This is a genomic window from uncultured Bacteroides sp. (assembly GCF_910578895.1).
Taxonomy (GTDB): Bacteria; Bacteroidota; Bacteroidia; order Bacteroidales; family Bacteroidaceae; genus Bacteroides.
Genome location: NZ_CAJTSC010000001.1, coordinates 210,058 through 236,106 on the forward strand (window position 1 = coordinate 210,058; position 26,049 = coordinate 236,106).

Here is a 26,049-nt window from a genome sequence, read left to right on the forward strand (position 1 = left end):
CTAACCAAAAGAAACATTCGTTGACATGAAAAGAAGTTTTACAATTACAATACTCTTGTTATGCGCATCTTGGATATACGCGCAGGAGTATCAGAAAACCGCATCGGGCATCAAGGCAACGGTTGCCGGCAAGCAGACGGATATAGAAATCCAATGGTTTGGCGACAACACCCTCCGCATCCTTAAAACTCCCCAAAACAAGCATGTGGAGAAGAAAAGCCTGTCCGTCATCGCCCAACCTCAAAACCGCAACATAAAAATAACGGTTCCCGAGAGCCATCTGATTGTCATGAAGAGCCCGTCGCTTGCCGTAACCTTGGATACCCGAAGCGGTATCCTTACTTACGCCAAGCCCGATGGCACCACATTGCTGAAAGAGCAAGAGAACCCGAAAGCGTTTACTCCCTTCAACGATGCCGGACGCCCGACCTACACCGTATATCAAGGCTTTGCAACAGATAAGGAAGAAGGTCTCTACGGACTCGGACAGCTACAGAACGGACAGATGATGCAACGCAACATGACCAAACACCTGGTTCAGGGAAATTTGGAGGATGTATCCCCCTTCTTCCAATCCACCAAAGGTTATGGAGTATTCTGGGATAACTATTCAGGCACCACATACACAGACAATAAGCAGGAGACCTCTTTCCGCTCCGAAGTGGGCGATTGCATAGACTACTACTTCATGTACGGGGGATCTGCCGACGGAGTCATTGCCGAAGTACGGGCGCTGACGGGCGACGTGCCCATGATGCCATTGTGGGGCTACGGATTTATGCAGAGCAAAGAGCGCTACAAAAGCCAGGAAGAGACGGTGGGAGTAGTGAAAAAATACCGCGAACTGGGCATTCCGTTGGACTGCATCATCCAAGACTGGCAATACTGGGGGCATAACTACCTTTGGAACGGCATGGATTTTCAAAATCCGGCATTCAGCCGTCCCAAAGACATGATTGACGAAGTACACGCCATGAATGCCCGCATGATGATTTCCATCTGGTCGTCATTCGGACCTGCCACCAAACCCTACAGGGCATTGGATAAAGAAGGACTGCTTTTCGATATGGAGACTTGGCCCCAATCCGGTGTCGACGGATGGCCGCCCAACATGGAATATCCTTCCGGAGTGCGTGTATACGATGCCTACAGCCCGAAAGCCCGTGACATTTATTGGGACCATCTTAATAAAGGCATCTTCCAACTCGGCATGGACGGCTGGTGGATGGACTCCACGGAACCGGACCACTTCAACCATAAGGAAAGTGATTTCGACCGCCAGACCTATCTCGGTTCATACCGTAGTGTGCGCAATGCCTATCCCCTTGTCAGCGTAGGCGGCGTTTCCGACCACCAACGTGCTTTGACGCAGGACAAGCGTGTCTTCATCCTCACCCGTTCCGGCTTCTTAGGACAGCAACGTTACGGTTCCAATGTCTGGTCAGGCGACGTACAATCCTCTTGGGACATGTTCCGCAAGCAGATAACGGCAGGGCTCAACTTTTCACTGACCGGTATGCCTCACTGGAACTCCGACCTCGGCGGTTTCTTTGCCGGCTCATACAATACCAGTTGGAACGACAACAGCGCCACCCGCAATCCGATGTATCAGGAGTTGTATGTCCGCTGGTTGCAATTCGGTGTATTCTGCCCGATGATGCGCAGCCACGGTGCCGATGTTCCCCGCGAATTTTATTGGTACGGCAAGGCAGGCGAACCCGTCTACGATGCTTTGGTCGATGCGGTCAACCTGCGCTATGCCCTGCTTCCATACATCTACTCCACTGCCTGGGACGTGACGCACAACCGCTCCACCTTCATGCGCGCGCTCTTCATGGACTTCCTCAACGACAAGCAGACATGGGATGTAAACAACGCATACATGTTCGGCAAGGCATTTCTCGTAGCACCGGTGCTTCATGCCCAATACACGCCGGAGGTACGCCAAAAGGATTTAAAGGAGAACGAAGGCTGGAACCGCGACAACAAAGCCATTGCCGAAGTGCCCGTACTTGCAGACTTCACCCAGTCCAAAAGCATGGAGGTATACCTGCCTGCCGACACCCGCTGGTATAACTATTGGACAAACGAAGCCGTAGAGGGCGGACAGAAACTCACCGTCTCCACCACCCTCAACCGCATACCTCTGTTTGTGCGTGCCGGCAGCATCGTTCCATTCGGTCCGCGTGTGCAATATACCGGTGAAAAGAAGTGGGACAATCTGACCCTATGTGTATACCCCGGCGCCAACGGAAGCTTTACCCTTTATGAGGACGAGGGAGATAATTACAACTATGAGAAAGGTGCCTATACGGAAATCCCGATGAGCTGGAACAATGCCAACCGCACCCTTACAATCGGTGCACGGAAAGGAGCATACGACGGCATGCTGCAAAAACGGCAGTTTACCGTAAAGACAGCCGGCGGAAACAGCAAAACCGTAACTTATACAGGGAAGAAAATAAAGATTAAACTGTAAGTTTGTAACCGTCATACCAAAATAAAATCCTCCATCGCCTGTCATTCGAGAAAGCAGAGACAGGATGATGGAGGATTTTATTTTTGATACGTTCCCCATTCCCGACCAGCTGTCAAGAAGGGGGAACGGTATCGCCTCTATTAAAGCGCAGGGGCATCAAACAGCACCCTGTACGTCTTGACCACGCCCTTATGGTCAAACTTTACGACAGCCATCCGTGACTCCGCAGTGGCCTGGGTAACGGAGATTTTCACATGCTTATCCGTAGCCGATGCCGATACGGCAGGAAATCCGGCGCTTCCCGCAGGCAATCTATAGACCGTTTCGTACAAGTCGTAACCAAGAATACCGTTGCTTTCGGTAGAGCGTACGGGAGTTGCCGGCACTTCAATCGCTTTACCATCCACCATTATATTGACTTTCGGCACTACAGGAGAGCTAAGTTTCTTCTTTTTCGAACTGAATCCCAAACCCATCAAATCAAAAAGTCCTTCATTGCCCTCACCCTCTGCCACAAGATATATCGCATGTTTCTTGTCCAGATGGTCGACGAACTTGGCTACATCAATCGTAAACTGCTTGGTTTCCTGTGCCGAATTGGCGGGGACTACTATCTCACCTATCTTAGTACCCTTCCAAGCATCATTATCCCACGGACCGTCCAACCATACATTTACCTTGAACGCCTTCCGGGTCTTCGGCGTAAGGAAAAGACTGAAAGCCGTTTTATTCCCCTTTTGCGTTCCCTTGAAAGCTTTCAATCCCAACTTATCCTTATCCAGACCGCCGAAACCGAAATATTTATAACCGATGATGTTGCCATTCCTTACATCGGAAACAGGGGCATGATTGTCCCAAATATCCCACGAGTCTTGCTGCATGCGTATATCGGAAAGATAGCAAGCAAATCCCGCCGAATAATATTGATAAGGATCGAGCCCGAATATATGAAAACCTTCCGAAGTGACTTCCGCCCCCTTGTATTCATTTCCCTGCTTATCCCTTGCAGTCCAGATACCATCTTCCGCATAGGGGTCGTAAGCCCTGATAGATACCTTTCCACCTTCCGAAACCGGCTTCTCGTCGCACTCCACATGAATAGGGGCTACCATTGCCTGCCGTGCGTTGCCGAATCCGCGGGGCGGACGATGATAAAACACGTACCACTGTCCGTTAATCAGTTCTATGCTCCCATGGGTGTTGTGTCCTGCATTGGTGGTTTGCAGACGGGTACCGTCCTGATTCAACACCGGTGCCCGCGAATCGACCAGAACACCGCCGCTTTTCCACGGTCCCAGCGGAGAGTCACCATAAGCATAGCGCAAAGTGGAATTGGAGCTGTCCAACCCGTAATCGGGACCCGAATGCCCGCTATAGATAGTCACATATTTATTTCCAATCTTACGGATGGACGAAGCCTCAAAGAAGTTAAACGCCTCAAGGTCTTCTCCGGGATAGATACAGGGATAAGAGATATTCTTCGAAGCATGATTGTTTCCCCTGCGAATGCCGGCAGGCATAAAATAAGGGATGACTTCCGTTCCCGGGCGCACGGAATACATGGTGCGCTGGTCCAGCTGAGCAGCCAACGAACGCTGGAAGCCCCAATATCCGTAGGCTCTGAATCCGATTTCATAGTCAGGGTCGGCAGGGTCTGTCACATATTCGATATAGACAGAAGGGTCGAAACCCATGATGCTTCCCGGCAAGGTCTTTGTTCCGTCGGCAGTCAGATTGACGGGAGTGAAAGGCCCGTCCGGGCGGTCTCCTTTGGCAACCATCGCTTCCCTGTTTCTGCCACGGCTATGAGGATACAGATAGTATTCTTTCTTGCCATCTTTCCGTTTTACCTCAACAAGGTCGGGAGCGAACATGATATCCCACTTGCCATCTACCTGCCAAGTAAAAATGGCTCCTTCGTCACGCCATTCGGACAAGTTTTCCACAGGCGCCGACCACATCCTTATGTCGGCTCCGCAATAACTGCCAAAACGGACATCGTGCGAACCGATGATATATGCACGATACTTCCCCGGATTATCCGGGTCTTCAAACACACGCGGTTCTCCGTCCGGCAGATGTTCCCACAAAGGCAAATACGGATTGCCTCCATGATAGCTAAAACCGGGAGCGCCTGCTCCGTCCGAAACAACCGTAGCTCTTGTCACGGCAAACACCGAAGCGACAAAAGACAAAAATAAAAACAACAGATTTCTTTTCATTACTAAACCAATATTTATGTGTCAATGTTACAGTACAAATATACCCCATTCCACCCCATCGGTTTAATAACCGTGTTACATGTTTATTTCCTACCGTTACATTTTCCCTTTTATCCCGAGCAATATCCTGTTTTTCCGCAAATACTCCCTTTCACGACATCAGTCGGACTCATACCTACGATAAAGTCATACTAAATGGCTTTCATTATATGATGAAAAGGCTTTTAATATAAAATTAAAAGCCTTTTAACTCAAATACGGTCCTAATCATCCCGGCGTGCTTTTAGAGACATGCCGTTTTGCCACGGATTACTTCAGGTCTATCTTATCTATTACAATCGGTTTACCGCCCGTCGACCAGAAACCTACTATGTATAAATGCGAGGGATCGATCTTGGCTCCCTGTTCGTCTTTCATGTTCTGCAAATCCACAACCACTTTGCGCGAAGAACCGAAATCGTAGGCGGCAGGTTTCGACCAATAATTATTCTTGTCGAAAAGGCGGAAAGAGACACCGCTTGTGTTTTCATTGCCCAGCTCCACGGTGATGGTCCGGTAAGCGGAAAGATTCAGTCCGGCAGCAAACTGCCAACCTCCAAAACCGTATTTTCCGGTTATCAGCGTACGGGTGGCTTCATCGAAACTGCCTTTTTCCCAAATGGAGGGGTCGAACGATTCTTCCGTCAAGGTAAAAGGATGGATTACCGTCACATCCAGTGCCAGCTTCGTTTCAACTCCTGTAGCGGGATGCCGATAGCTGATTGTGACAACCGCATTTCCGGGAACTGCGCCGGTCAGTTTGCCGTCGTGCCCTACAACCACCACGTCCGGATTGGAACTTGTGATTTCCACATCCGCCGTCACCATACGTACAGAACCGTCCGAATAGACCGCCCGCAGTTTAAGGTAGTTTACTCCGCCCATAGGCAGGTCCAACGTGTTGCCTTCCTGTCCCATCAGTTCCAATCTTTCAAGCGTACCGTTCACCGTCACGCCTTCGGCATACTCCTTGAACCAATGATACATTGCCCACGGACATGCTTCGGGATCGTTCAGGAAAGTGTAATTGCCGGGCGTGCCCGGCACGTCTTCGAAGGCTGCCAACTCGTGCGACCTCGTAGTAAAGAAGAGCCAGGAAACATTGCCCGAACTGTCGGCTATGTATTTGAAGTTGGCACCGAAGCCCTTGCCACCTGCCTCACCTGTTATGCTTTTGCCCCAAGTGGCATCATACTTTTTCGGAGCCCAGTCTATTTCGGTCACCATGATAGGTGCGAAAGCGGCTACCGGTCCTACTTGGGCATCCCAGCCGCGCCGGAAACTTTCATAACCTCCGCCAGTAGACGAACCTATGCCCTCACCACTGTCTTCTTCCGCATCGCTACCATACCAGCCCGGATAGCAATGGACGGCAAAACCGATATTCTCACCCTCAATGCGGTGAGTGGCATAGCCGGCATAAGAGGACTGGTAGGAAAGCCCCGGCACCCAGACAATGTTACGGCAGTTGGCACGTATCTTATCCACTATGGCCTGAAAATAGAGTTTCAGGTTATAGAAATGACCGTCACCGGTGCTGCCGTATGTGCCGTCCGTGCCTTTTATCCTGACCGGCTCATTGGCAAGTTCGAACATGATATCCGTATTATTCTTCAGTTTAGGATGTTGCGAAACAATGTCCCACACTTTGAGCAGGAACTGCTGGTAGGAGTCGCCCAGTTCAATGCCTTGATACGGTTCATCGTTCGGACATACTCCGGGCGGACGCATCACAACGTACATTCCCTTGGAAATAAAGTATTCCGCCATCGGCACGAACAGTTCGTCGAGATACTTCCGAAAACGAGTTTCGGAGAACCGTTCATGTCCTTCATACCGCACGGACTGCATGGCAGGGTCATCGCTCCAATACGGGTCGAGGTGCATACGCACGAAATTGAACTTCCACCCCGCCGCCACAATTCCGTCTACCATGCGCTTGTTGTAACTGAGACATGCCTGCACGTCATAATTACCCCAGGCATTGTTATTGAAGAAAGGGCTGTAAGTCTGCGTAAATCCATGAAGATTGACAATCTCTCCCTTTTCATTTTTAAGGTAACGCCCTGATACGTTCAGAACCGGCAATTTGGCTTCGACAGAAGGCTCGGGTTCCGGGTCAGGATTCGGTTCAACAGGTTGTTCCGGTTCCTGCTTTTCCGGCTGCTCAGGAATAGTCTCGTCCGAGCAAGCCGCAAAAGACACTCCTAAGAGCAGTGTCAATAAATAAATTATTTTTCTCATATTGTTCTTCATTGTTTTAAGGACTTGAAAGTTGTAAGCCAAAGCAAAAGAGTGATAACAATCTACATTCTTTACAAATAATACAAACGAAGGATACAGTCGTATATCGAACTTAATTCAGTCGTATACTGAATACCATTCACTCGTATACTGAATAGGGTTCAGTCGTATACTGAATGCAGCATATCCTATAAGCATTGATATTCATGATATTACGAAGCACCCTCATCCTTTTGATAAATTACAACAAATATTCCAAATTACACCATTATCTGCTGACGTTACATACTAAATGGAAAGCCCCAACAGACCTGTTTATTATAATATCACCAATAGCGAACAAAACTATAGGTATAAATATCATCTCCTGTAGTAGTTCCTTCATATAGTTTATAGCCTTTTATATCACCATGATAATCAACTAACGGGGAACCATTATAATCCATTTCGTAAGTTCCTTTCGTTTCTCCTTTCGGAATAGTGATTGATGCATTACTGTCATACTTTCCCCCATCATTGTATGCTTCGTACGGAATCCTACAACTTATATCTTTTTTTACGGGATAAGTTGTGGTGGCAGTAAAGACAGGATGATTCTTATAAGATTCTCTCACAGCAATCATTATATGATTATTACCTGCCTCTTGTACAATTTTGATAGATAAGATTTTATTAGATTCTGGTTGTTGCCACACAATATCCCCACTTCTTTCTTTTGAAGAAATATTATTTTGCATATATACATACACCGCAAACATACCATTATACATAGTAGCTTTATGTGCAATACTATCTATCCAAACAGGTTTAGTTAAAACCTGAGGTATAATTGGTTCAATACTGTTATTATCACCCCTATGAAATGAAACCATGGCAGGCATTACTTTTTCCAAATTACCCTTACAATCATATTGGTAGTAAGCTGACAGCGCTCCACCATAAATTTCAAATGAATATTCATCTAAATTTGCAACCCTTGTAGCAACCATATCTTCTGCCCTATTAGTATCAAAAGGTATTTCATTACTACAACCACACCCTATGACCAAACTCAAAATAAATAATATGTTTTTCATCGCTATCTGATTTTTATTGAAACAATAAAGGCAGCGGTTTCATATTATGCCCCGCTGCCTTTTCTTATAAAACTCTATTATTTTCCAGCCAAACCATCAGCAAAACCTGCATAAGTCGGCTTGCGATTATAATCCAGATCCCAAAGTCCCACAGGTTCACCACCTCTCCAACCAGAATCGGTAGGGCTATCGGTGGCACACCATTGCGTGATACCATACTGCTGGGCAACAGGAATAATCTCGAAGTACTTGGAAATAATGAAGCGATAGAATTCCGCCATTTTGAGGTATTGCTCAAAAGTAACATCCTCCGTCTTCAAAGCTGTACCGAAAGCTTTATCCACAACACCCATATCCAGTTCAGAAATCTTAATCAACTTGCCACTTTCTGCCAATATTTGAAACATCTTGACAATGGCATCTTCTTGAGCTTTTTGGTCTTCTTCTTTCAATATATAGCTGACGTGCATCTGTGTACCGATACCATCAATCTTAGTTACACCATCAGCTTCCCATGTCTTAATCCAATGTACCAAGCTCTGTGCTTTCTTGTTACCGTCCCACCATGATTCCAAATTGTAGTCATTGACAAAGAGCTTCAAAGGAGCAGTACCGCCATTTTCTGCATAATACTTACGGGCAGCAGCCACTACAATACGAACGTAATCTTCGCTACCCAAGTAGTCTTGCCAATAGAAATTGTTCTTAGCATCCTCAGCAGAAACGTTGCTGGCAGACTGCAAAGGATAGAATTCTTCTTTACCGGCACCGGAAATAGCTTCGTTCACTACATCCCAAGTAGTTACATAACCAGCTGTAGCTTTCATCATACCCTCTACCCAACTGTTCATAGCCTCTGTAAGATATTCTTTCTTTTCCTCGGGAGTCTTCTCTATAATCTGATCAGGAGTTCCACCGGAAACATACCCTTCTCCCTCGCTAGACAAAGAATGATAACCGTTACTATTCCATCCATTTGCGTTACCAGCTTCAAAGTCGCTATTATCAATCAGGTTTTTATTACTTCCTGACTCTACAAGTTTAACATTATCCAAAAATAATGTTCCAACAAAATCCCCAAAATTCAATGTTACTTTGTCTTTATCACTACCGTCTAAAGTAAATGAAATCTTGACCTCTTCCCATGTTTGCCCAAAAACCAAAGATGGCTTATACTCTTGAGCACCTGTAGCCTCACATTGTAAAAAGACAGCAGAAGAATAAGGATCAGAAGCCTTGCCCATAGCAGTTAAAGTGTATTCAACCCCCGCCGATAAAGGTTCACTCAACTTATACCATGCTTGAGCTCTCCAATTATCCGTTTGTTTCACAGTATTTGTTATCTTCAAACAATAACCACCACTGCCACCACCCGAACTTTCGGTTTCAACAGAATAGGTAAAAGCATGCCACGCATATTTTTCCCAATTTGTAGTTTCTCCAGTCTCAAAGTCACCATTATCTATCAGATTTTCAGTGTCTCCATCGGCTGTCAAAACCATGTTGTCTATATCCCACCACCCGGCATAATGTCCAAAAACAAGTTTAAGGTTTTGACCATTTTCATAATCGGGAGTAAAAGAGACAGAATAATCATCCCATTCATCAGAAATACCTACTTCAGGAATTCCATATTTGTCTTCCGAGCCAGCAGTCATCACCCAAAGATTCAGCTTAAATGGATTTTCTGCTTTAGCACGAAAAGATAAATTGTATTTTTGACCTTGCTGCAAATTACTTAACAGTTTACAATATAGCTGACCATCCCAATTATTTGCCGCTGTTGGATTAACAATATGCAGATATTTATTCCCCGATACATCAGGTACTCCAGGAATAATAATCGGTTGAATCAATGAATTCAGATACTTATTATTCTGCTGTGCGTGCCAAGCCAATGTATGTCCATAAATGGTCATTCCGGCTGCTTGAGCTGCAGAAACAAATTTTTCCACAGTCGCAAAATCCATATCACCTTTATCGTTTACACACGAAGCGTATTTCATGGCATTACCTGCCGTCATCTCATCGAAATTGGAGATGGCCATAGCATGTACCATTTCTCCTTTCAGAAAATCACTCGCCGACAGTGCAATTCCCAACTTAAAGTCGGGACTTGCACTTCTGTCTATATATGTTTTCAATGCATCGTAAGCATTGAGATATTCATATTGGGCTATACTTTCCGGCTTCTCAGTCTTGAAGTCAACGATTTGGTCATCGGCACAAGAGGCAAGCGACAGCAATAAGCCCAAGGATAATGAGTATTTAATTGTTTTCATTGTATAATCATTTATTAACATATTTCTTATTCTTTTCATCAATATGCAATTAAGGGTAACGATAAGTGGTAAATGTAAAACTCCTATAATTCACCACATAATTCGGATCTGTATCCTTCTTCAACAACACACGTATGGTTACACTTCTGGGCGTACCGTTCAAGTTCAGATAACGCTCATTATGCAATCCGGAATATTGCAAAGAAACCTCCGAACCATCCGAAGAATAAGCTTCCCATTCGTAATGTAATGAACTATCCGGCACGTCCATTACAATATGGATGAATCCGGACAAGGCATTCAGTGACATCCGGTTATCCAACTCAGCCGTTATAGGAGGCGTATAAGGGTCGTATAACACTGCGGTATAACTTCCCGTGATATTGACAGTCGGTCCGCTTTGTGCACAAAGCAGAAGAGGAAGACATAAAAATATAAATATTAAAAATCTTTTCATGATTGAATGTTTTTAGTTATTATCTAACATTATGTCAATTGGTCGTTTAAACGTTTCCATTTAATTAGCTTTATACTTAGGAGTAAATACCTCCATCTTATTAGTTCCGCGTGTCTGCAGTACCAATGTATCTTTCGTTGCGACTTCCTTGATTCCGAAATTTACATTATATTCGAGATAAATAGCATCACGATCTTTATTTCCCCAAGCTTTTTTCTCTCCGTCTTCTACAAACTTACCGGAACCAGTTGCGGTAATTCCTGTTGTGCCCGAAGTGATGGTACATTCGTTGTCGTCATTGAAAGTCAGCAACAAATCGCACTTCATGGTTGTACCATCAGCAGTATTTGTGCTGACAGGGAAAACCGCCGTATTCAGCGAACGGGTAGTAATGCCGCAAACTTCATCCTTTTCTACAGTCTGCGCATGGCGTACGGAAGTTGTAACCGTTCCGTTTTCCGTAATCTTGTCTACGCCGCGACGCAGATAAAAAGCATGCCACGGATTCATGTATTTTACACAATAGAGGACGTAGTCTTTAGGCAATACGCTCCAATAATCGGAATTGGTACGTACAGGTGTATCACCCTCAATCAAAGGAGTACCCGTGAGGATGCGGTTTGCACCGGTTTGTCCTTTCATTACCACCGGAATGACATAATTACATCCCAACGCCTTTTCATCAGCAAAGAAAGCATCGGTGAGCTGTACCTCCACATTTCCCCAAAGCGCGCCATTGTAATTGATTTTATCGCCGCCCAACGTGTAATAATCGGATGGCATAGGCAATACAGGCGTTCCGTCCTCAAAAAAGAGGTTGTCGCAAAGCGTATTGTCTACGGCAATATCTACGGTAATATTTTTACCGCTGTATGCCCCTCCCATAGTGGAATAGATGGCACATTTGTGCTGACGGTCGGGAGTATTGTCCACAACCTCATCATTGCCAAGCACTATCGTACGTATCGGATACTGGTAGGCAAAGTACACGGAAGTACCCCCTTCGTAATCGGGAAAAGATTTATCCGCATTCTCACATGAAGAAAAAGCAAACGCCAAGCCACCTAAGGCAATTATAGATACTAATTTATTCAGTTTCATTTCCATATTCTTTTTTGCATTTTATAATAATGAGATTACCATCCCTTATTTTGTTGCAGATTACTCCACTTCAACATTTCACCGTAAGGAATAGGACCATAATACATATAATCTTTATAGTTTCTATCTTCTACATCAATTACCTTGTAACTCAGGTCGTCACCTACTTTTTCTATCTGCATGCCCTTAGCTTTCTCTTCCAGAGGCATTTTCCAACGGCGGATATCCCAGAAGCGTTTGTTCTCAAAACAGAGTTCTATACGGCGCTCGTTACGAATAAGTTGTGCCATCTTATCCTTATCTTCCTTGATGCTCTCCAGGTATGCATCGTTTTGGTCTACTCCGCCACGAACACGGATTGCCTTGATTACATCATAAGCGCTGTAAGCATTGCCGCCCTTCTTCGTCGGTCCCCAAGCATCATTTGCCGCTTCGGCATAAGCAAGGAATATCTCAGTATAACGGATACGAACCGGAATATGGTACTTGGCATTCAATGAATTGGGATTAACGCTACAATCCTCACGTAACAATTTACGCATATAATAACCCGTACGTGTGGAAGTATTCAATTGGTTCAAACCATTGTCTTGCTTTTTATCCGCATCGGGATAGAGACCGGTAACAATAACTTTATCCTTGAATTTGGCTTCGTTGAACAGAATATACTTAGCCAAACGAGGATCGCGTCCGGTATAAGGATCGTTTTCCGAATAACCGCTATTAGCCTTATCGGTAATAGGATAACCATTTGCCATAGGGAAGGCATCCACCAAATTCTGAGTAGGATTAATACGTCCGCTACCATAAAGTGTAGGCGGGAAATTATCTTTCTCCTGCTTGATACCTATATCCCAGTCTTCTGTTCCGATGCTCTTGTTACCTCTCCAAAGTATTTCGGCAGTAACCGCACCCGAACCTAAGTTATCCAGTTCGTCCGTATTCATGTACCAGGTATTGCCTCTTTGGTCAAGACCTGCTGTTCCACCGATACGGTTCAATACCGTCGCCGCATACTTCGCAGCAGTTTCCGAAGTAACTTCCGAGCCGTCTCTATACGCAGGACTGGCAGCAAGTAATGCCACTTGTGCCTTGATAGCTTCAGCTATTTTGGCAGTGACACGACCGCGCTGGTAGGTACCGAAAACCAAGTTATAGTTTCCTAATTTAGCACCGATTTCTTTATACTTGGCAGGCACCTCAGCGTCACTACCGATATTTTCATACTCCAACGGCAAGAGTTCGGATGCCAGTTCCAAATCCTTAAAAATCGATTTTACACACTCGCTGAAAGGAGCACGTGCCTGATTAAAATCGGAAGAACTGCCTTCCGGCTCGAAAAGCATCGGCACACCCAACAGTTGTCCGTCTTCCGTCCAACCGCCATGAGCCATCAGCAAATAGTAATAGTTTAGGGCACGAAGCGCATAAGCCTCTCCGCTGAGCTTGTCTATAAACATTTTATTCGTAACCTCGTTATTTGCCCAACTCACCTGGTCAACAATGCCTAAAAAGGTATTGAGGTATTGTATAGCAGCTTTGCGGGCTTGCCATTGTTCCATAGGATTATTATTTGAAGCCCATGAACCGAGAGCCATTTTGGAATAGCTGCTTTCCTTGTCATTAGTCACAGCATCGTCAGTGGCAACATCGGATACACTGACGTTTTCGTAAGGCAACATGGCATAACCATATCCCAACAAGCCGACGGCATAATTGGGATCGGTAAGCATCTCCTCAACACCACGATTATTCTCCTTGGCAGGTTCGAAAAGATCCTCACAAGCGGAGAGAGTGGCTAACAGAACTGTAGATAATATGATATTTCTTAGTTTCATTTGTTCCAGTTTTTTTAATTAAAATACTGCTTTTACACCAATATTGTAGAACCGGGTCTGCGGTGCGCTGCCCACGTTCATTTCCATGTGTTTACGCTCTTTCGAGATAGTAAGCAGATTTGCCCCGCTTACATAAGCAGAAAACTCGTTGATAAAGGTATTGCGTAATACTCGTTTGGGCAAATCGTAAGTAATCTGTACTTTCGCCAAATCGAAACGGTTTGCCTTATACAGCCAGTAGTCTGAAGAGCGGAAGTTATTGCTTGAGCTTGTAGCAGACAGACGCGGATATGTTGCAGTAGCGGCAGTTGCTTCCGTCCAACGATTGCGGACTATGGCAGAATACTTATCATCTCCATCTATCCAATAGTAAGAACTGTTCTTCATGCCATAAGAACCGAAACCACCTGTACCCAAAGCAAAGAATGTAAAGTTTCTCCACTTAGCAGTCAGATTAATGCCGAGTGTGAAAGGCGCACCATACCATCCTCCTTTACCCAAATAGATTTCATCTTTCTCATCAATAACACCATCATTGTTCTGGTCTACATATTTAATGTCGCCGGGACGAACAGTGCTGCCCAATTTTTGTTCAGGACTGTCTTTTATCTCCTCTTCACTCTGGAAAAGTCCTGCACTTTGAAGTCCCCAAACGCCATCAATGGGTTTGCCTTCGCGATAGCGGTAGGCGTCATCGTAAATCTCGTCACGTTTGGTGACTTTGGTATCATAATATGTTCCCGATACGCCCAATGACAAATCAACCTCGCCGAAACGCTTGTTGGCATTCACACTGAAATCGAAGCCTATACGGCGGTTATTGTTATAGTTCATTACAGCCATGAACGACGCAGCCGGATAACCCGTATTAAGATGTGACGGGAAGAAAGTGGGCTGATTTATCAGATATCCTTCGGTAGAATTGATAAAGAACGAAGCATCCGCTGTTATCAATCTGTTCCACAACGATGTTCTCAAGTTCGCAGAAAACTCTTTACGCTTGATAAACGACAGGTCATTATTCTGCCCTCTTGTAGAGATGGTGTATTTGCCCGCCGGACCATCATACCAGGCATAACCGTCGTTTTGAGTCCATACCGATTCGTAAAGATAGAATTCCTTATCACCCATCACCAGGTCGATATCCTGATTAAGAATACTACCGGACACACTGAACATCAAATCATCAACAACCGGAGAGTCCTTCAAAAAGTTCTCGCCACTCAAACGCCATCCCAATGTCAGTGAAGGAGAAAGAGCCTGACGATGTCCTTCGGCAAGCTTGGCAGAGTGAATTAATGCCGCGCCAAAATCGGCATAATAACGTTGCTGATAATTGTAACCCATCTGCAATGCCAGATTAGCATTACTGATACGATGATATTGACCGGCAACCGTCTGCTGATAACCGTTGGCTATAAGCATCGCCGATACATTATGATGCTTTTTGAATGTGTTCTGATAGTTGAATTGTCCGGAGAAAGCAACCGTCTGCTTGTCGGCACTGCCACCGACATTTTGGGTTCCGGGCTTTTCATCGTTGCCTTCCTTAGTCAACGCCACAATCACATCCTTTCCGCCATAATTAGCCCAAGTAGGGATGAAGACCGCATACTTATTGTCAAAAGAAGTGGTATAAGAGGTGGCATAGTCTACCGCGAACATTGCATTGAAAGAGAGCCCCTTCAACACTTTATCCAAATTGACATTCACGCCTGTATCGAACTGAAACTGACGGCTGGTCCACTTACTGCTTCCCGCTGCATAACCATCGGCAAACGCATTGGTAGGATTTGCCTGGCTACCGGCAAGGAAATATTTACCATCGATAATATTGGAAGTAGTACCCAGCAATTCCCACACACCCGAAGCGTTAGGATCAATCAGATCCAAAGGAATAAGCGGAGCCGCGTTTTGCGGGAAATTAGGACGCATTGTCGCTGCAGCATTCCAATAATCTCCCTTAGCGGTTTTCGAATTATAGAATGTAGCGTTCGCATTGATATAGGCGCTGATAAAGCTATTGATATCCACATCCACATTACCACGTACATTGAAACGGTCGTTCATGTTATTCTTAGCCTCACCGAAATCAAGAAAATCGCCATTACGGTAATAGCTCACATTACTGTAGAAACGCGCACGTTTGCCGCCGCCGGTTATCTCTGCCGTTACTTCCGAACGGTTATACGCTTTCTTTACATAATCTGAAGAATAGTAATCGATATTGGTATAACGATAAGGATTCAGTCCCGAACCGTGGTTATAAATCTGCTCTGCAGTATAAAGAGGGTTCGCGGCAGGATTATCATTCAAAAGAGCTTCATTGTAAAGAGTCATATATTCGGCAGAGCCCAAATATTCAGGATATGCCTTAGCTACATGAAATCCGGTGTTGGCTCTGACACTTACGTTCAGTCCTTCCGTATTACCGCGTTTGGTGGTAATCACTATCGCGCCTTTGGCAGCTTTGCTACCATAAAGCACTACAGCCTGCGCACCTTTCAAGAATGAAATCTGAAATATTTCGGAAGGCATCACATTGTTGATATCACGGGGCACACCGTCAACCAAAACCAAATAGCCGGCATTATCACCATCCATTCCCCACAATGAGTTACCGTTCCAACCACCTACATAGCCTTGCATATTGTCCAAGGTATAGGTATTATAATTCTTTTTCGTAAGTTCCTCTACATTGACTACAGAGACGCCACCCAACAGGTCTTTCTGAGCTACCTTGCGAAAAGCCACCTGCACCATTTGGTCTTCTTTGTTTGCCAATGAATCGGTTTCATTCCAATCTGTAGCCTGAGCACCGGCAAACATCGGAGAAGCGGCCAGCATAGCACAGAGAATGAATCTTGCTTGTATATATTTCATTGTTTATTCATTTATTGTTAAACATACTTTGTCGTTTTTCCACAATTACCAACCGGGATTCTGTTCGAATTCAGGATAGAGATATACATCATCATCGGGTAAGGGGAACCAGTAATGCTTTGTCCCAAACACACGCTTCACAATCAATTCATGACGATAGTTGGCAACTTCCGCCTCCGCAGGATCGTTCGTTCTATAAAACTCCGGACTTTCCACACGGTCGAACTCAACAGAATACTTTTCTGTATAGGGAGCTTCCGTAAGCAGCAGCCAGCGTTGAAGGTCGTTGAAACGGAAACCTTCCATAGCAAGTTCCACAGCACGTTCGCGACGGATTTCATCCATGAACTTTTTATTGTCTGCCAAATAAGAAGAATGAACTCCTTCCGCACCGCAACGGGTACGAATCTTATTGATTGCCTCAAGAGCTGTCAACGAACAGTTATCCGACTTGGCAGACGGACCGCCAAGTACCGCACAACTTTCGGCATACATCAAATAAATATCAGCCAAGCGCATGTACGGCAAGTAAGTATGCAAGTTACTACCCCAGTCATATTCCTTATCACCTTCATTACAAGTATGGGGAACAAATTTTTGGAAGAAATAACCGGTACGGCTTCCAAGGTCCGCAGAACGCATATCCGCACCTGTAGAAAGGTCACAATAAGCATAAGGCTTTTGTGCATCAGACAACTTGTCTTCCGCAATGACATAACGGAAACCATCGAATACGATATCATGATAGAAACGCGGGTCTCTATCCTTAAACGGATGTCTTTCATCAAATTCCGAATTATCATCATCAATAGGAAGACCGTTCTTCATTCCATACATTGCTACAAGATTGGCAGTCGGCAAATGTATGATTTTATCATGAGCAACGAGTCCCGCAACTTTCGGTCCCCATATTTTCGCCATATTCCAGTTACTGTTATTGGCATTTCCACCACTTCCGGAAGGTCCACGGAATATAGCCTCTGTCGATCCGGGCATCAACCAGCCTTGACGGCGGGTATAAAAAATGTCAGAGTAACAGTTCTTTGCACCGTTTGCCTTTTCATGGTCATAAATGTTCTTGTAATCAAATTCAGCAAGTGCATATTGTGTCTGTCCACCCTCTACCAAATCCAACAATTCTCCGAATGCTTGCGCGGCTTTTCTACAATATTCCTCATCGTAATTATAGGTATTAGTTCCACCAAGTTGTGCGCCGTTCTTCATCAAAGGACTTCCTGCCCACAGATAGTTTTTACCAAGATATCCCAACGCCATAATCTTATTAATACGCAATTGGTTTTTACCCTCTGTAGCTTTACCTGTAGATGTTTTATCCCAATCGATAGGCAACAAATCGGCGGCACGACGGAAATCGGCAGCAGCTTTATCCGCACATTCCTGATAACTCAGTCGTGGTAAAGTCAATTCTTGACCCGCATCAAACACTTGATCGATATAGGGCAAACCACCCCAATAAGTCATCAACTCAAAGTGCCACCATGCACGAAAGAAATAGAGCTGACCGGCAATCAAGTTTTTTTCTTCTTGGGTGCCAACCAATTTATCCAAATTAGCCAGACCTACATTAGCCTTACGGATGCAATACCAAGAGTGCGGCCACAAAGAATGGTCAAACGCGTTGGTAGAAGTGGGATTACTGGGATTTCTGTATAGCCAACATTGACCATTACTTTGCCAAGCACGGAAATTACCCAAATCGGCCTGATGTGTCATGTGTGCATCGCCCATAGAATTAAAAAGTTCATCGTCACCCCAGTTCCAAGATGTACAGTAGTTACACTTTTCCTTATCAGGTATACAATTGTATATTTCCTCTATGAATCCTTGAAAATTACGGTAATTCTTGAACGCATCTTCTTCGGACACCGTAGATTCCGGACTTTTGTCCAAATAATCTTCGCAGGATGTCGTGCCAAGTCCTACTGAAAGAGACAGAAGACCTGCATAAAAAAGAGTTTTATATGTATTATATTTCATTTTGTACATTATTATAATGTGAATTTAATACCTAAGTTGTAACGTTTCACTGTAGGATAAGCACCTAAATAACCGGCTCCGGAAAGATTGGCTTCGCGGTCATCGGGCATACGTGTCCATAACCAAAGATTATTACCATTGAGATAAATCTTCAGATTACCTAAACCAAGTTTCTTAATCCACCCCTTATTCCAAGTATATGCCAACTCTACGTTCTTCAGACGAACATAAGAACCGTCGTATAAGAACTGGGTACCATCGTTATAACTCGGTGTAGAGTTCCAACGGGGAACAACCACATCGGCATTAGGAGTATTTTTCGACCACCATGTACCATTATCGAATACGGTGTTCAGTTTGCTGCCAAAACTATTAAGGGCAACATCACGGGTCACGTTAGTCACACCATAGAATTGTGCAAAAGCGCTGAAACCTTTCCATTCAAATCCGACTGTGGCATTAAATGTATTCTCGGGAGAACTTGTATATCCGTAAGGAGCCTGGTCTTTATTGTCTATCACACCATCACCGTTGAAATCGACAATGTAGTAGTCGCCCACCAATTTCTGAGAATCATTGGCATCATGGGCAGGAGCACCAAACAGTTGGTCGTAATTTTGAATGAAACCGGCATCAATATAGGAATTATATTGATTTACACCGTGACCGGCAGCTTTCTGATAGGCAGGACGTAATGCCTGGTCGTCTTTAACAAGCACCTTGTTTCTTGCATGCGTCATACTGAAGTTACCCCAAACACGCAAATCATTGGCAAATGTCTTGTTGACACGCAATTCCAATTCATAACCGCTTGTACGGATTTTTCCCTTGTTGACAGAAGGCGGAGTTCCACCAAAATAAGAGGGCATAGAACGGTCACCACCATACACAAAGATATTAGAACGTACATCACGGAAAAATTCGATACTACCGGCAAGTAAACCCTCAAGGAATGAATAGTCAACACCGATATTCAACTTCTTCACAACTTCCCACTGGATATCTTTATTTCCGATAGCAGACTCACGATACCATGTATAAATACTTTCTCTTTGATTAAGATCCATAAAAGTATGTCCGCCATACGCCCATTGATTCATATAGAGCCAACGACGGCTTGAATCAAACGGATCACCCAACTGGTCGGAACCGATTTCACCGTAAGAAGCACGTACTTTCAGCATGTCTAAAATCTTCTTTTCACGGAAGAATTTCATAAAAGGTTCTTCGCTGATCATCCAACCGATGGCTCCGGAGTTGAAGAAAGCGAAACGGTTTTCCGGACTAAACTTTTCAGAACCGTTGTATGCACCATTATATTCAATAAAATAACGGTCGGCATAATTATAAGTAGTACGGAACGCCCAGTCTTCACGATATGTAGGCATTACGCTTCCTCGTGCATTTTCCTGGCGGCTAAACAATCCCATAGCCGTCACGTTATGCTTACCGAAACTACGTACCCAGTTCAATTGTGCCTGGTAATACAGATTACGAACCGTCTGTCCATTGTCTACCGTACCGGGAGAAGTACTCCAATTGACACCCTGTGTCCAGTCAAAGCCGTTATTGGTATCATAAGATTGTTCATATCTTACCTGACCGGTATCCGGATCAATCCATTTACGTTGTGCATTGTTATACAAATCATTTATACCACGATTGTTCTCTACGAAAACATTATCCCAAGAAACGGTGGCACGGGCAGAAAGTCCTTTGGTTATAAACTTTAAATCCTGCTCCAATGTAAAGTCGGTATTAATGCGGGTTGTCGTAAGTTGCATGGTACCTCCCAAGGAAATGTTCTCGGCAGAGTTGGTGGTATTGGAAACCAATGGATACATACCCCAGCTACCATCCGAATATTGCGGAAGAAATACATCCGGAGCAATGTTGTATGCTCCCGACCACTGTTGTCCGATTTGCCATTCCGAGTTACCCGTATTACTCCACGGAGCTTTACGGATGGCATTAGAGCCTGCAAGATTTACTTTCAATACAGTAGTTTTCGTAATGTTAAAATCCAAGTTACTACGTACATTGATACGATCGTATCCATAACCGGAGTTGTAGTCACGACCATTGTCATAAATTCTAAAAAGGTCACCTTCGTGTACGTAATCGGCAGATGCGAAATACTTTACAAACTTCGTACCGCCACTAATGTTGATATTGGCGCTGTAAGACATCGTGTTGTCTTTAAACAATGCTTTTTGCCAGTCTACGTTAGGATAACGTTCTCTCTGCTCTATAGTAGTCTGATTACGATAGTTATTGATGAATGATTGAGGACGGACATATTCCCAAGAATCCGGACGTAAAGCCAACTCATGTTCGATAGCCGTATTGCGGAACATCAACGCATCATAAGAATCATACTTATTAGGCAACTTTGAAGGAGATTTCAGAGTGGCATTGAAACCTACATCTATCTTTGCACTACCCTCCGTACCGCGTTTGGTAGTAACCAAAATCACACCATTAGCACCCTTAACACCATAAACGGCAGTTGCCGAAGCATCTTTCAATACGGAAATGGACTGTACTGAGCTGATATCTACCGAACTCATAGGACGCTCTATACCATCGACCAACACCAACGGATCTTCATTATTATTCCATGAGCTCGCACCGCGAATGGTTATCTTCGGTTCTTCCTCACCGGGCATACCCGTACCTTGAGTAGTAACCACACCGGGCAAATTACCGGTCAGAGCAGCACCGATATCGGAAATACCCGCAGCACGTTCCAGTACCTTACCTGTGGTTTGTGTAATAGCACCTACAACCGAAGCTTTCTTCTGCTGTCCATAACCTACTACCACAACCTCTTCCAATTGTTGTGAATCATCATCCAACGTCACTTTAATTATACCTTTCGAGGAGGCTTTTACCTCTTTAGGCTTCATTCCGACAAATGAAACAACAAGAATAGAATTTTCATTGGGCACAGTCAACACGAAATTACCATCTATATCTGAAATTGTACCTATTGAATTATTGCCTTTTAACACAACTGAAGCACCAATGATTGTCTCACCATTACTGTCAAAGACAGTTCCTCTTACCGTTGTCCCCTTTTGTGCAGACACTGTCAGACAACTGAACAGCATAAGCAGAAACAGGTAAGAGGCCTTTTGAATTTTCTCTTTTACATTTTTCATTACCATTAGTTTAAGAAGTTAATAAACTACTTTGTTCTCTAATCATCAATCAGTTTTCATTTCAAAAAATAGCTTTAGCTATCGTCAAACATACATTTCATTGTTAATTGTTATTAGTATTAGATTAATAAATGCTAACCATTATTAAGTATCGGGGTTTTATTACTACAAATATATTGCGTAATACAGAAAATATTCTATAAGAATATTTCCTATATTACACCAAATATTACATGTACTTTTCTTCCGGCTACAAAGAGTGTTCTCTATATTACATCAAGACATAATCACCATCAACTTACTTACCGATGGCATACAACCCGATTACGCTTCCTGTAAATCCACCTGCCGTAGCTGTAGACAGATAATTCGCATCCACCCCATCACATAATAATGTCCATTCTTCTTCTCCTTTTAAGGAATAATAAAAATCATAATGACTGCCGCCGGATACCACTTTCAGATAAACATCTTTTGTTTCTTCAGGAATAACAGCAGATGCCAATACCTGCTCGGAATCTCCAATCTTTCTCAGAGAAACCAATTTCTTACCTTCCTCCATACTTACAGCAAGAAAATACTGGTGGCGTTCATCTTTAAACAACAGCATACCGGCTTTCTCTTTTTCATTAGAAGGATTAAACAGCATACGAGTAGTAGACTCAAATTTATGATGTTGCATACGGCGGCAAATCAAAGCAGGCGTATCTTTTTCCGAAGCACTGATTCCGGCACACTTCAAAGAGAGGAAGCCCGGAGTGTCCGACAAAGAATATAGTTCGGCAGCAGGAGCACGCAACGTCATCCACTGCATTCCTAAAGAGGTATTATCAAAATCTTCCGTCTCTTCAAAATTACCAAATGTAACATCGGCATCACGTTTTACTCCCGGACGTTTCAATATCATAGGCACGGTTTCATCTCCTTGTGTCAGATAAGGATAGCCGTCTTCGCTCCACCTTACCGGCATCATAAATGTCTCACGACCTAAATTCTCGAACTTATTATCAATAGGACGGCATGCTAAAAAGACAGCCCACCAGTCTCCCTCCTTGGTTTGTACCAAATCGGCATGACCGGCACAAGTAACCGGATTGGGGCGTGCCGCATCAAGATGACGCTGCGTCAATATCGGATTCTTTGCCCACGGAGTAAAAGGTCCCATCGGAGAATCACCACGGAAGATAACTTCCGAATGCCAAGTACTGGTACCGCCTTCCGCATCCATCAAGAAGTATTTTCCATTAATCTTGTACATGTGAGGTCCCTCTATCCAAATAGGTTTTTCTTCCGGGTGCACGCCTTTATTTACCAGAATTTTACGGGGACCGATTGTTTTGTCCGACTTCACATCAAATTCCTGTACACGGATTGTACGGTGTCCGCTATACTCAGGCTTATAATCCGGAGCATCATCATTATTCACGATATAAGCTTTTCCGTCTTCATCAAAGAAGAAAGAAGGGTCTATCCCGCCTACTTCGGGCAACATAATGGGATCAGACCATTCACCGAACGGATCTTGGGTTTTTACAAAGAAATTACCGGCACCCACATTCGTGGTCACCATATAATACGTTTTATTATGAGGATTATATGAAATAGCCGGAGCAAAGATTCCCCCGCTAACATGCTGTCCTTTCATGTTGACCAACTGCGACGGACGATTAAGGACATGCCCCACTTGCTTCCAATTCACCAAATCCTTGCTATGAAAGATAGGCACACCCGGATAGAAAGTAAAAGTAGAGGTTACCAAGAAATAATCTCCTTCTCCATTAGTACATATACTGGGGTCCGAATACCAACCGGGCAGAATGGGATTATAGAATGATTCGTCATCTGGCAATGGATTTTCATTATAAAAATCATCGTTGCCTTTGTAAGTAAAATAGTCGAAAAGAGCTGTGGAGTCCTTAATAGCGGGCAATTTGTCATTCGCCTTGGACGATCCGCAAGAAGAGAACCCACCCAACGTACCGGCAGAGACTACCAACGCCGATAAAAGAGAGAAAAAAGATTTTTTATTCATCAAAACTCGATTTTATAATTAATAATATTGTCGAGCCATATTAAAGAAATGTGTGTTCTTCATATCTGTGCATCCATAATATGAGAATTCTTCGCAGGCTTTTCCGCTGCAAATGTACAAAACACACTTATACTACATTAAAAATCACATTACATGTTTCTTTGATGGCGTTACATCTTTCTTTGACTATGTTACATTTTTTGTTATATACGTAACACGTAAATACATAACAAATTAATAAACAAAGATTTAACAGACAAGAAAATCAATTATCAAAAGGGGACTAAGAAAGAACAATCCATACAACAAAATAGAAGCAAGCAGAAAAGTATAGAGCAAAAAAAAGGAGTACCGCTGTACTCCAACCTTTGTTAACCTTAAATCTAATACTATGAAAAACACATTGCAAAGATACGGACATTTGTCAAATCCGCAAATTATCCAAGAAAAAAGATATGTTTTATAACACCTTTTAAGAAGATGTATGTTCGTTTTTACTTCCTTTTTCAATTCTATATCGTAAATGCAAATAGAAGTTGCCCCCTCACGGTGTATTCCTTTCATTCAGGACAAGAAGCATCCCCCCCGGAAAAGAACCGGATAAAAACAATGAAAGAGCGGAATCCTCACAACACGGCTCTTTCATATACAGCAGTCAGAGACTTAAAGAAGTTAAAGCCGACACTCTTCGTATGTGTTTACGGAAGTATCGGCTTTTACTCCCTATCCCCGAAGGGCGATAACCCTCTCCGGCTCCCGTAAATCCTTCCCCCGTGACTGACAGCTTCTTTTTCTTCCGATGTTCCCACTTAATTGGAAACATGTTCCCTGTACGCTGGGAACGTAGTTCCAATTCGGTGGGAACGCGTTTCCAGTTAACTGGAAATAAAGTTCCACCGCGCAGAAATCATGTAGCACTCATATACCGCTGACAATAAATATCTTGCGGGGATATTTCTCCGACCTGTTCTTATCCGTTTGTTCTTCACCGGTCCGTTTCCGTTTGTCTGCTTCCGCCTGTCTGTTTGTGCAGTCTCTCCGGTCGTGTTCCCCGGCATAACTGCCGGCTTTTAACTCCTGTCCCGAAGGGGGATAACTCCTTCCAACTCCCTTTAACTCCTGTAAATGAAAAAGCCCTGTCATCACAAAATGAAAAGAACCGGTTCTTTTCATTCTGCCTGCAAATTGCCTTATCTTTCCTCTAAAGAAAAAACATTTTCTTTATCCTGCCGGTGTGAGATTCCCACGATTTTCATTTATATTTGTACCGGAATTAACAAATATACATTATTATATATGCCTGACTATGATTTAATCGCCATATTAGGGCCTACAGCATCCGGCAAAACCCCATTTGCCGCCGCATTGGCAGCAGAACTCAATACGGAAATCATCAGCGCCGATTCCCGGCAGATATACCGGAGCATGGATCTTGGCACCGGTAAAGATCTTGCCGATTATGTCGTAAACGGCAAACAGATACCTTATCACCTCATTGACATAGCCGACCCGGGATATAAATACAACGTATTTGAATATCAGCGTGATTTCTTAGCCGCTTATGAAAGCATCAGGCAAAAAGGCAGCCAGCCCATTGTATGTGGCGGAACGGGAATGTATCTGGAATCGGTCCTCAAGGGGTATAAGTTGTTGCCCGTACCCGAAAATCCGGAACTGCGCAGCCGTCTGGCAGACAAATCACTGGAAGAGTTGACCGAGATATTGAAAACCTGCAAAAACCTGCACAACACAACGGATGTGGATACGGTGAAACGTGCTATCCGCGCCATCGAAATTGAAGAATATTACGCCCACACACCCGTAGACGAACGTTCATTTCCGCAATTGAACAGCCTCATCATCGGTGTGGACATAGACCGTGAACTCCGCCGAGACAAAATCACCCGCCGGCTGCGCCAACGGTTAGACGAAGGGATGGTGGACGAAGTACGCCGGCTGATAGAGCAAGGCATTCATCCGGACGACCTTATCTACTACGGATTAGAATACAAATACCTGACACTTTATGTCATCGGCAAACTGACCTACGACGAAATGTTCTGCCAACTGGAAATAGCCATCCACCAGTTTGCCAAACGCCAAATGACCTGGTTCCGGGGGATGGAAAGACGGGGATTTATCATACACTGGATAGACGCCCGATGGCCTATAGAAGAAAAGATAGCCTTTGTAAAGTCTAAACTCAAAGAGATTTAGTATCTTTGACGGCAACG

General features: G+C 44.2%; 14 protein-coding genes. 2 read left to right on the forward strand and 12 right to left on the reverse strand.

The window, feature by feature from the left end; all coding sequences use genetic code 11:
* Positions 1-25: 25 nt before the first annotated feature.
* Positions 26-2,479 carry a TIM-barrel domain-containing protein gene (locus tag QZ327_RS00685; protein ID WP_294616256.1) on the forward strand — a complete coding sequence of 818 codons (2,454 nt, stop codon included), beginning with the start codon at positions 26-28 and terminating at the stop codon, positions 2,477-2,479.
* Between the two features lie 140 nt (positions 2,480-2,619).
* Here QZ327_RS00685 and QZ327_RS00690 read toward each other — a convergent pair whose 3' ends face one another.
* The 12 genes from QZ327_RS00690 to QZ327_RS00745 all read right to left on the reverse strand — a co-directional run bounded on the left by QZ327_RS00690 (position 2,620) and on the right by QZ327_RS00745 (position 24,988).
* Entirely contained in the window at positions 2,620-4,701 is a 2,082-nt protein-coding gene (locus QZ327_RS00690; protein ID WP_294616257.1) for a hypothetical protein, read from the reverse strand.
* 309 nt (positions 4,702-5,010) lie between these two features.
* Positions 5,011-6,984 (reverse strand): cellulase family glycosylhydrolase, encoded by a 1,974-nt coding sequence (locus QZ327_RS00695; protein ID WP_294616258.1) that lies wholly within the window; start codon positions 6,982-6,984, stop codon positions 5,011-5,013.
* Positions 6,985-7,310: 326 nt separating this feature from the next.
* Positions 7,311-8,060, reverse strand: coding sequence for a hypothetical protein (locus QZ327_RS00700; protein ID WP_294616259.1), 750 nt, complete (start codon positions 8,058-8,060; stop codon positions 7,311-7,313).
* Positions 8,061-8,137: 77 nt separating this feature from the next.
* Positions 8,138-10,342 carry an endo-1,4-beta-xylanase gene (locus QZ327_RS00705; RefSeq protein ID WP_294616261.1) on the reverse strand — a complete coding sequence of 735 codons (2,205 nt, stop codon included), beginning with the start codon at positions 10,340-10,342 and terminating at the stop codon, positions 8,138-8,140.
* Positions 10,343-10,391: 49 nt separating this feature from the next.
* Complete coding sequence (locus QZ327_RS00710) at positions 10,392-10,799, reverse strand: hypothetical protein (protein WP_294616262.1); 408 nt, start codon at positions 10,797-10,799, stop codon at positions 10,392-10,394.
* Positions 10,800-10,859: 60 nt separating this feature from the next.
* Positions 10,860-11,906 carry a DUF5627 domain-containing protein gene (locus tag QZ327_RS00715; RefSeq protein WP_294616263.1) on the reverse strand — a complete coding sequence of 349 codons (1,047 nt, stop codon included), beginning with the start codon at positions 11,904-11,906 and terminating at the stop codon, positions 10,860-10,862.
* A gap of 29 nt (positions 11,907-11,935) precedes the next feature.
* Positions 11,936-13,738 carry a RagB/SusD family nutrient uptake outer membrane protein gene (locus QZ327_RS00720; RefSeq protein WP_294616264.1) on the reverse strand — a complete coding sequence of 601 codons (1,803 nt, stop codon included), beginning with the start codon at positions 13,736-13,738 and terminating at the stop codon, positions 11,936-11,938.
* A gap of 18 nt (positions 13,739-13,756) precedes the next feature.
* On the reverse strand, positions 13,757-16,621 hold the full coding sequence (locus QZ327_RS00725) for a SusC/RagA family TonB-linked outer membrane protein (protein WP_294616266.1): 2,865 nt from the start codon (positions 16,619-16,621) through the stop codon (positions 13,757-13,759).
* Between the two features lie 45 nt (positions 16,622-16,666).
* The gene (locus QZ327_RS00730) at positions 16,667-18,619 is read right to left on the reverse strand and encodes a RagB/SusD family nutrient uptake outer membrane protein (RefSeq protein WP_294616268.1); all 1,953 of its coding nucleotides are present in this window, start codon (positions 18,617-18,619) and stop codon (positions 16,667-16,669) included.
* Between the two features lie 11 nt (positions 18,620-18,630).
* Complete coding sequence (locus tag QZ327_RS00735) at positions 18,631-21,789, reverse strand: TonB-dependent receptor (protein ID WP_294616270.1); 3,159 nt, start codon at positions 21,787-21,789, stop codon at positions 18,631-18,633.
* Between the two features lie 292 nt (positions 21,790-22,081).
* A complete protein-coding gene (locus QZ327_RS00740; protein WP_294616272.1) occupies positions 22,082-23,815 on the reverse strand; it encodes a glycoside hydrolase family 43 protein in 1,734 nt (577 codons plus the stop codon).
* Between the two features lie 918 nt (positions 23,816-24,733).
* Complete coding sequence (locus QZ327_RS00745) at positions 24,734-24,988, reverse strand: hypothetical protein (RefSeq protein ID WP_294616274.1); 255 nt, start codon at positions 24,986-24,988, stop codon at positions 24,734-24,736.
* A gap of 123 nt (positions 24,989-25,111) precedes the next feature.
* Between QZ327_RS00745 and miaA the strand changes: the two genes are divergently transcribed.
* Positions 25,112-26,032, forward strand: coding sequence for a tRNA (adenosine(37)-N6)-dimethylallyltransferase MiaA (miaA, locus tag QZ327_RS00750; protein ID WP_294616275.1), 921 nt, complete (start codon positions 25,112-25,114; stop codon positions 26,030-26,032).
* Positions 26,033-26,049: the final 17 nt, after the last annotated feature.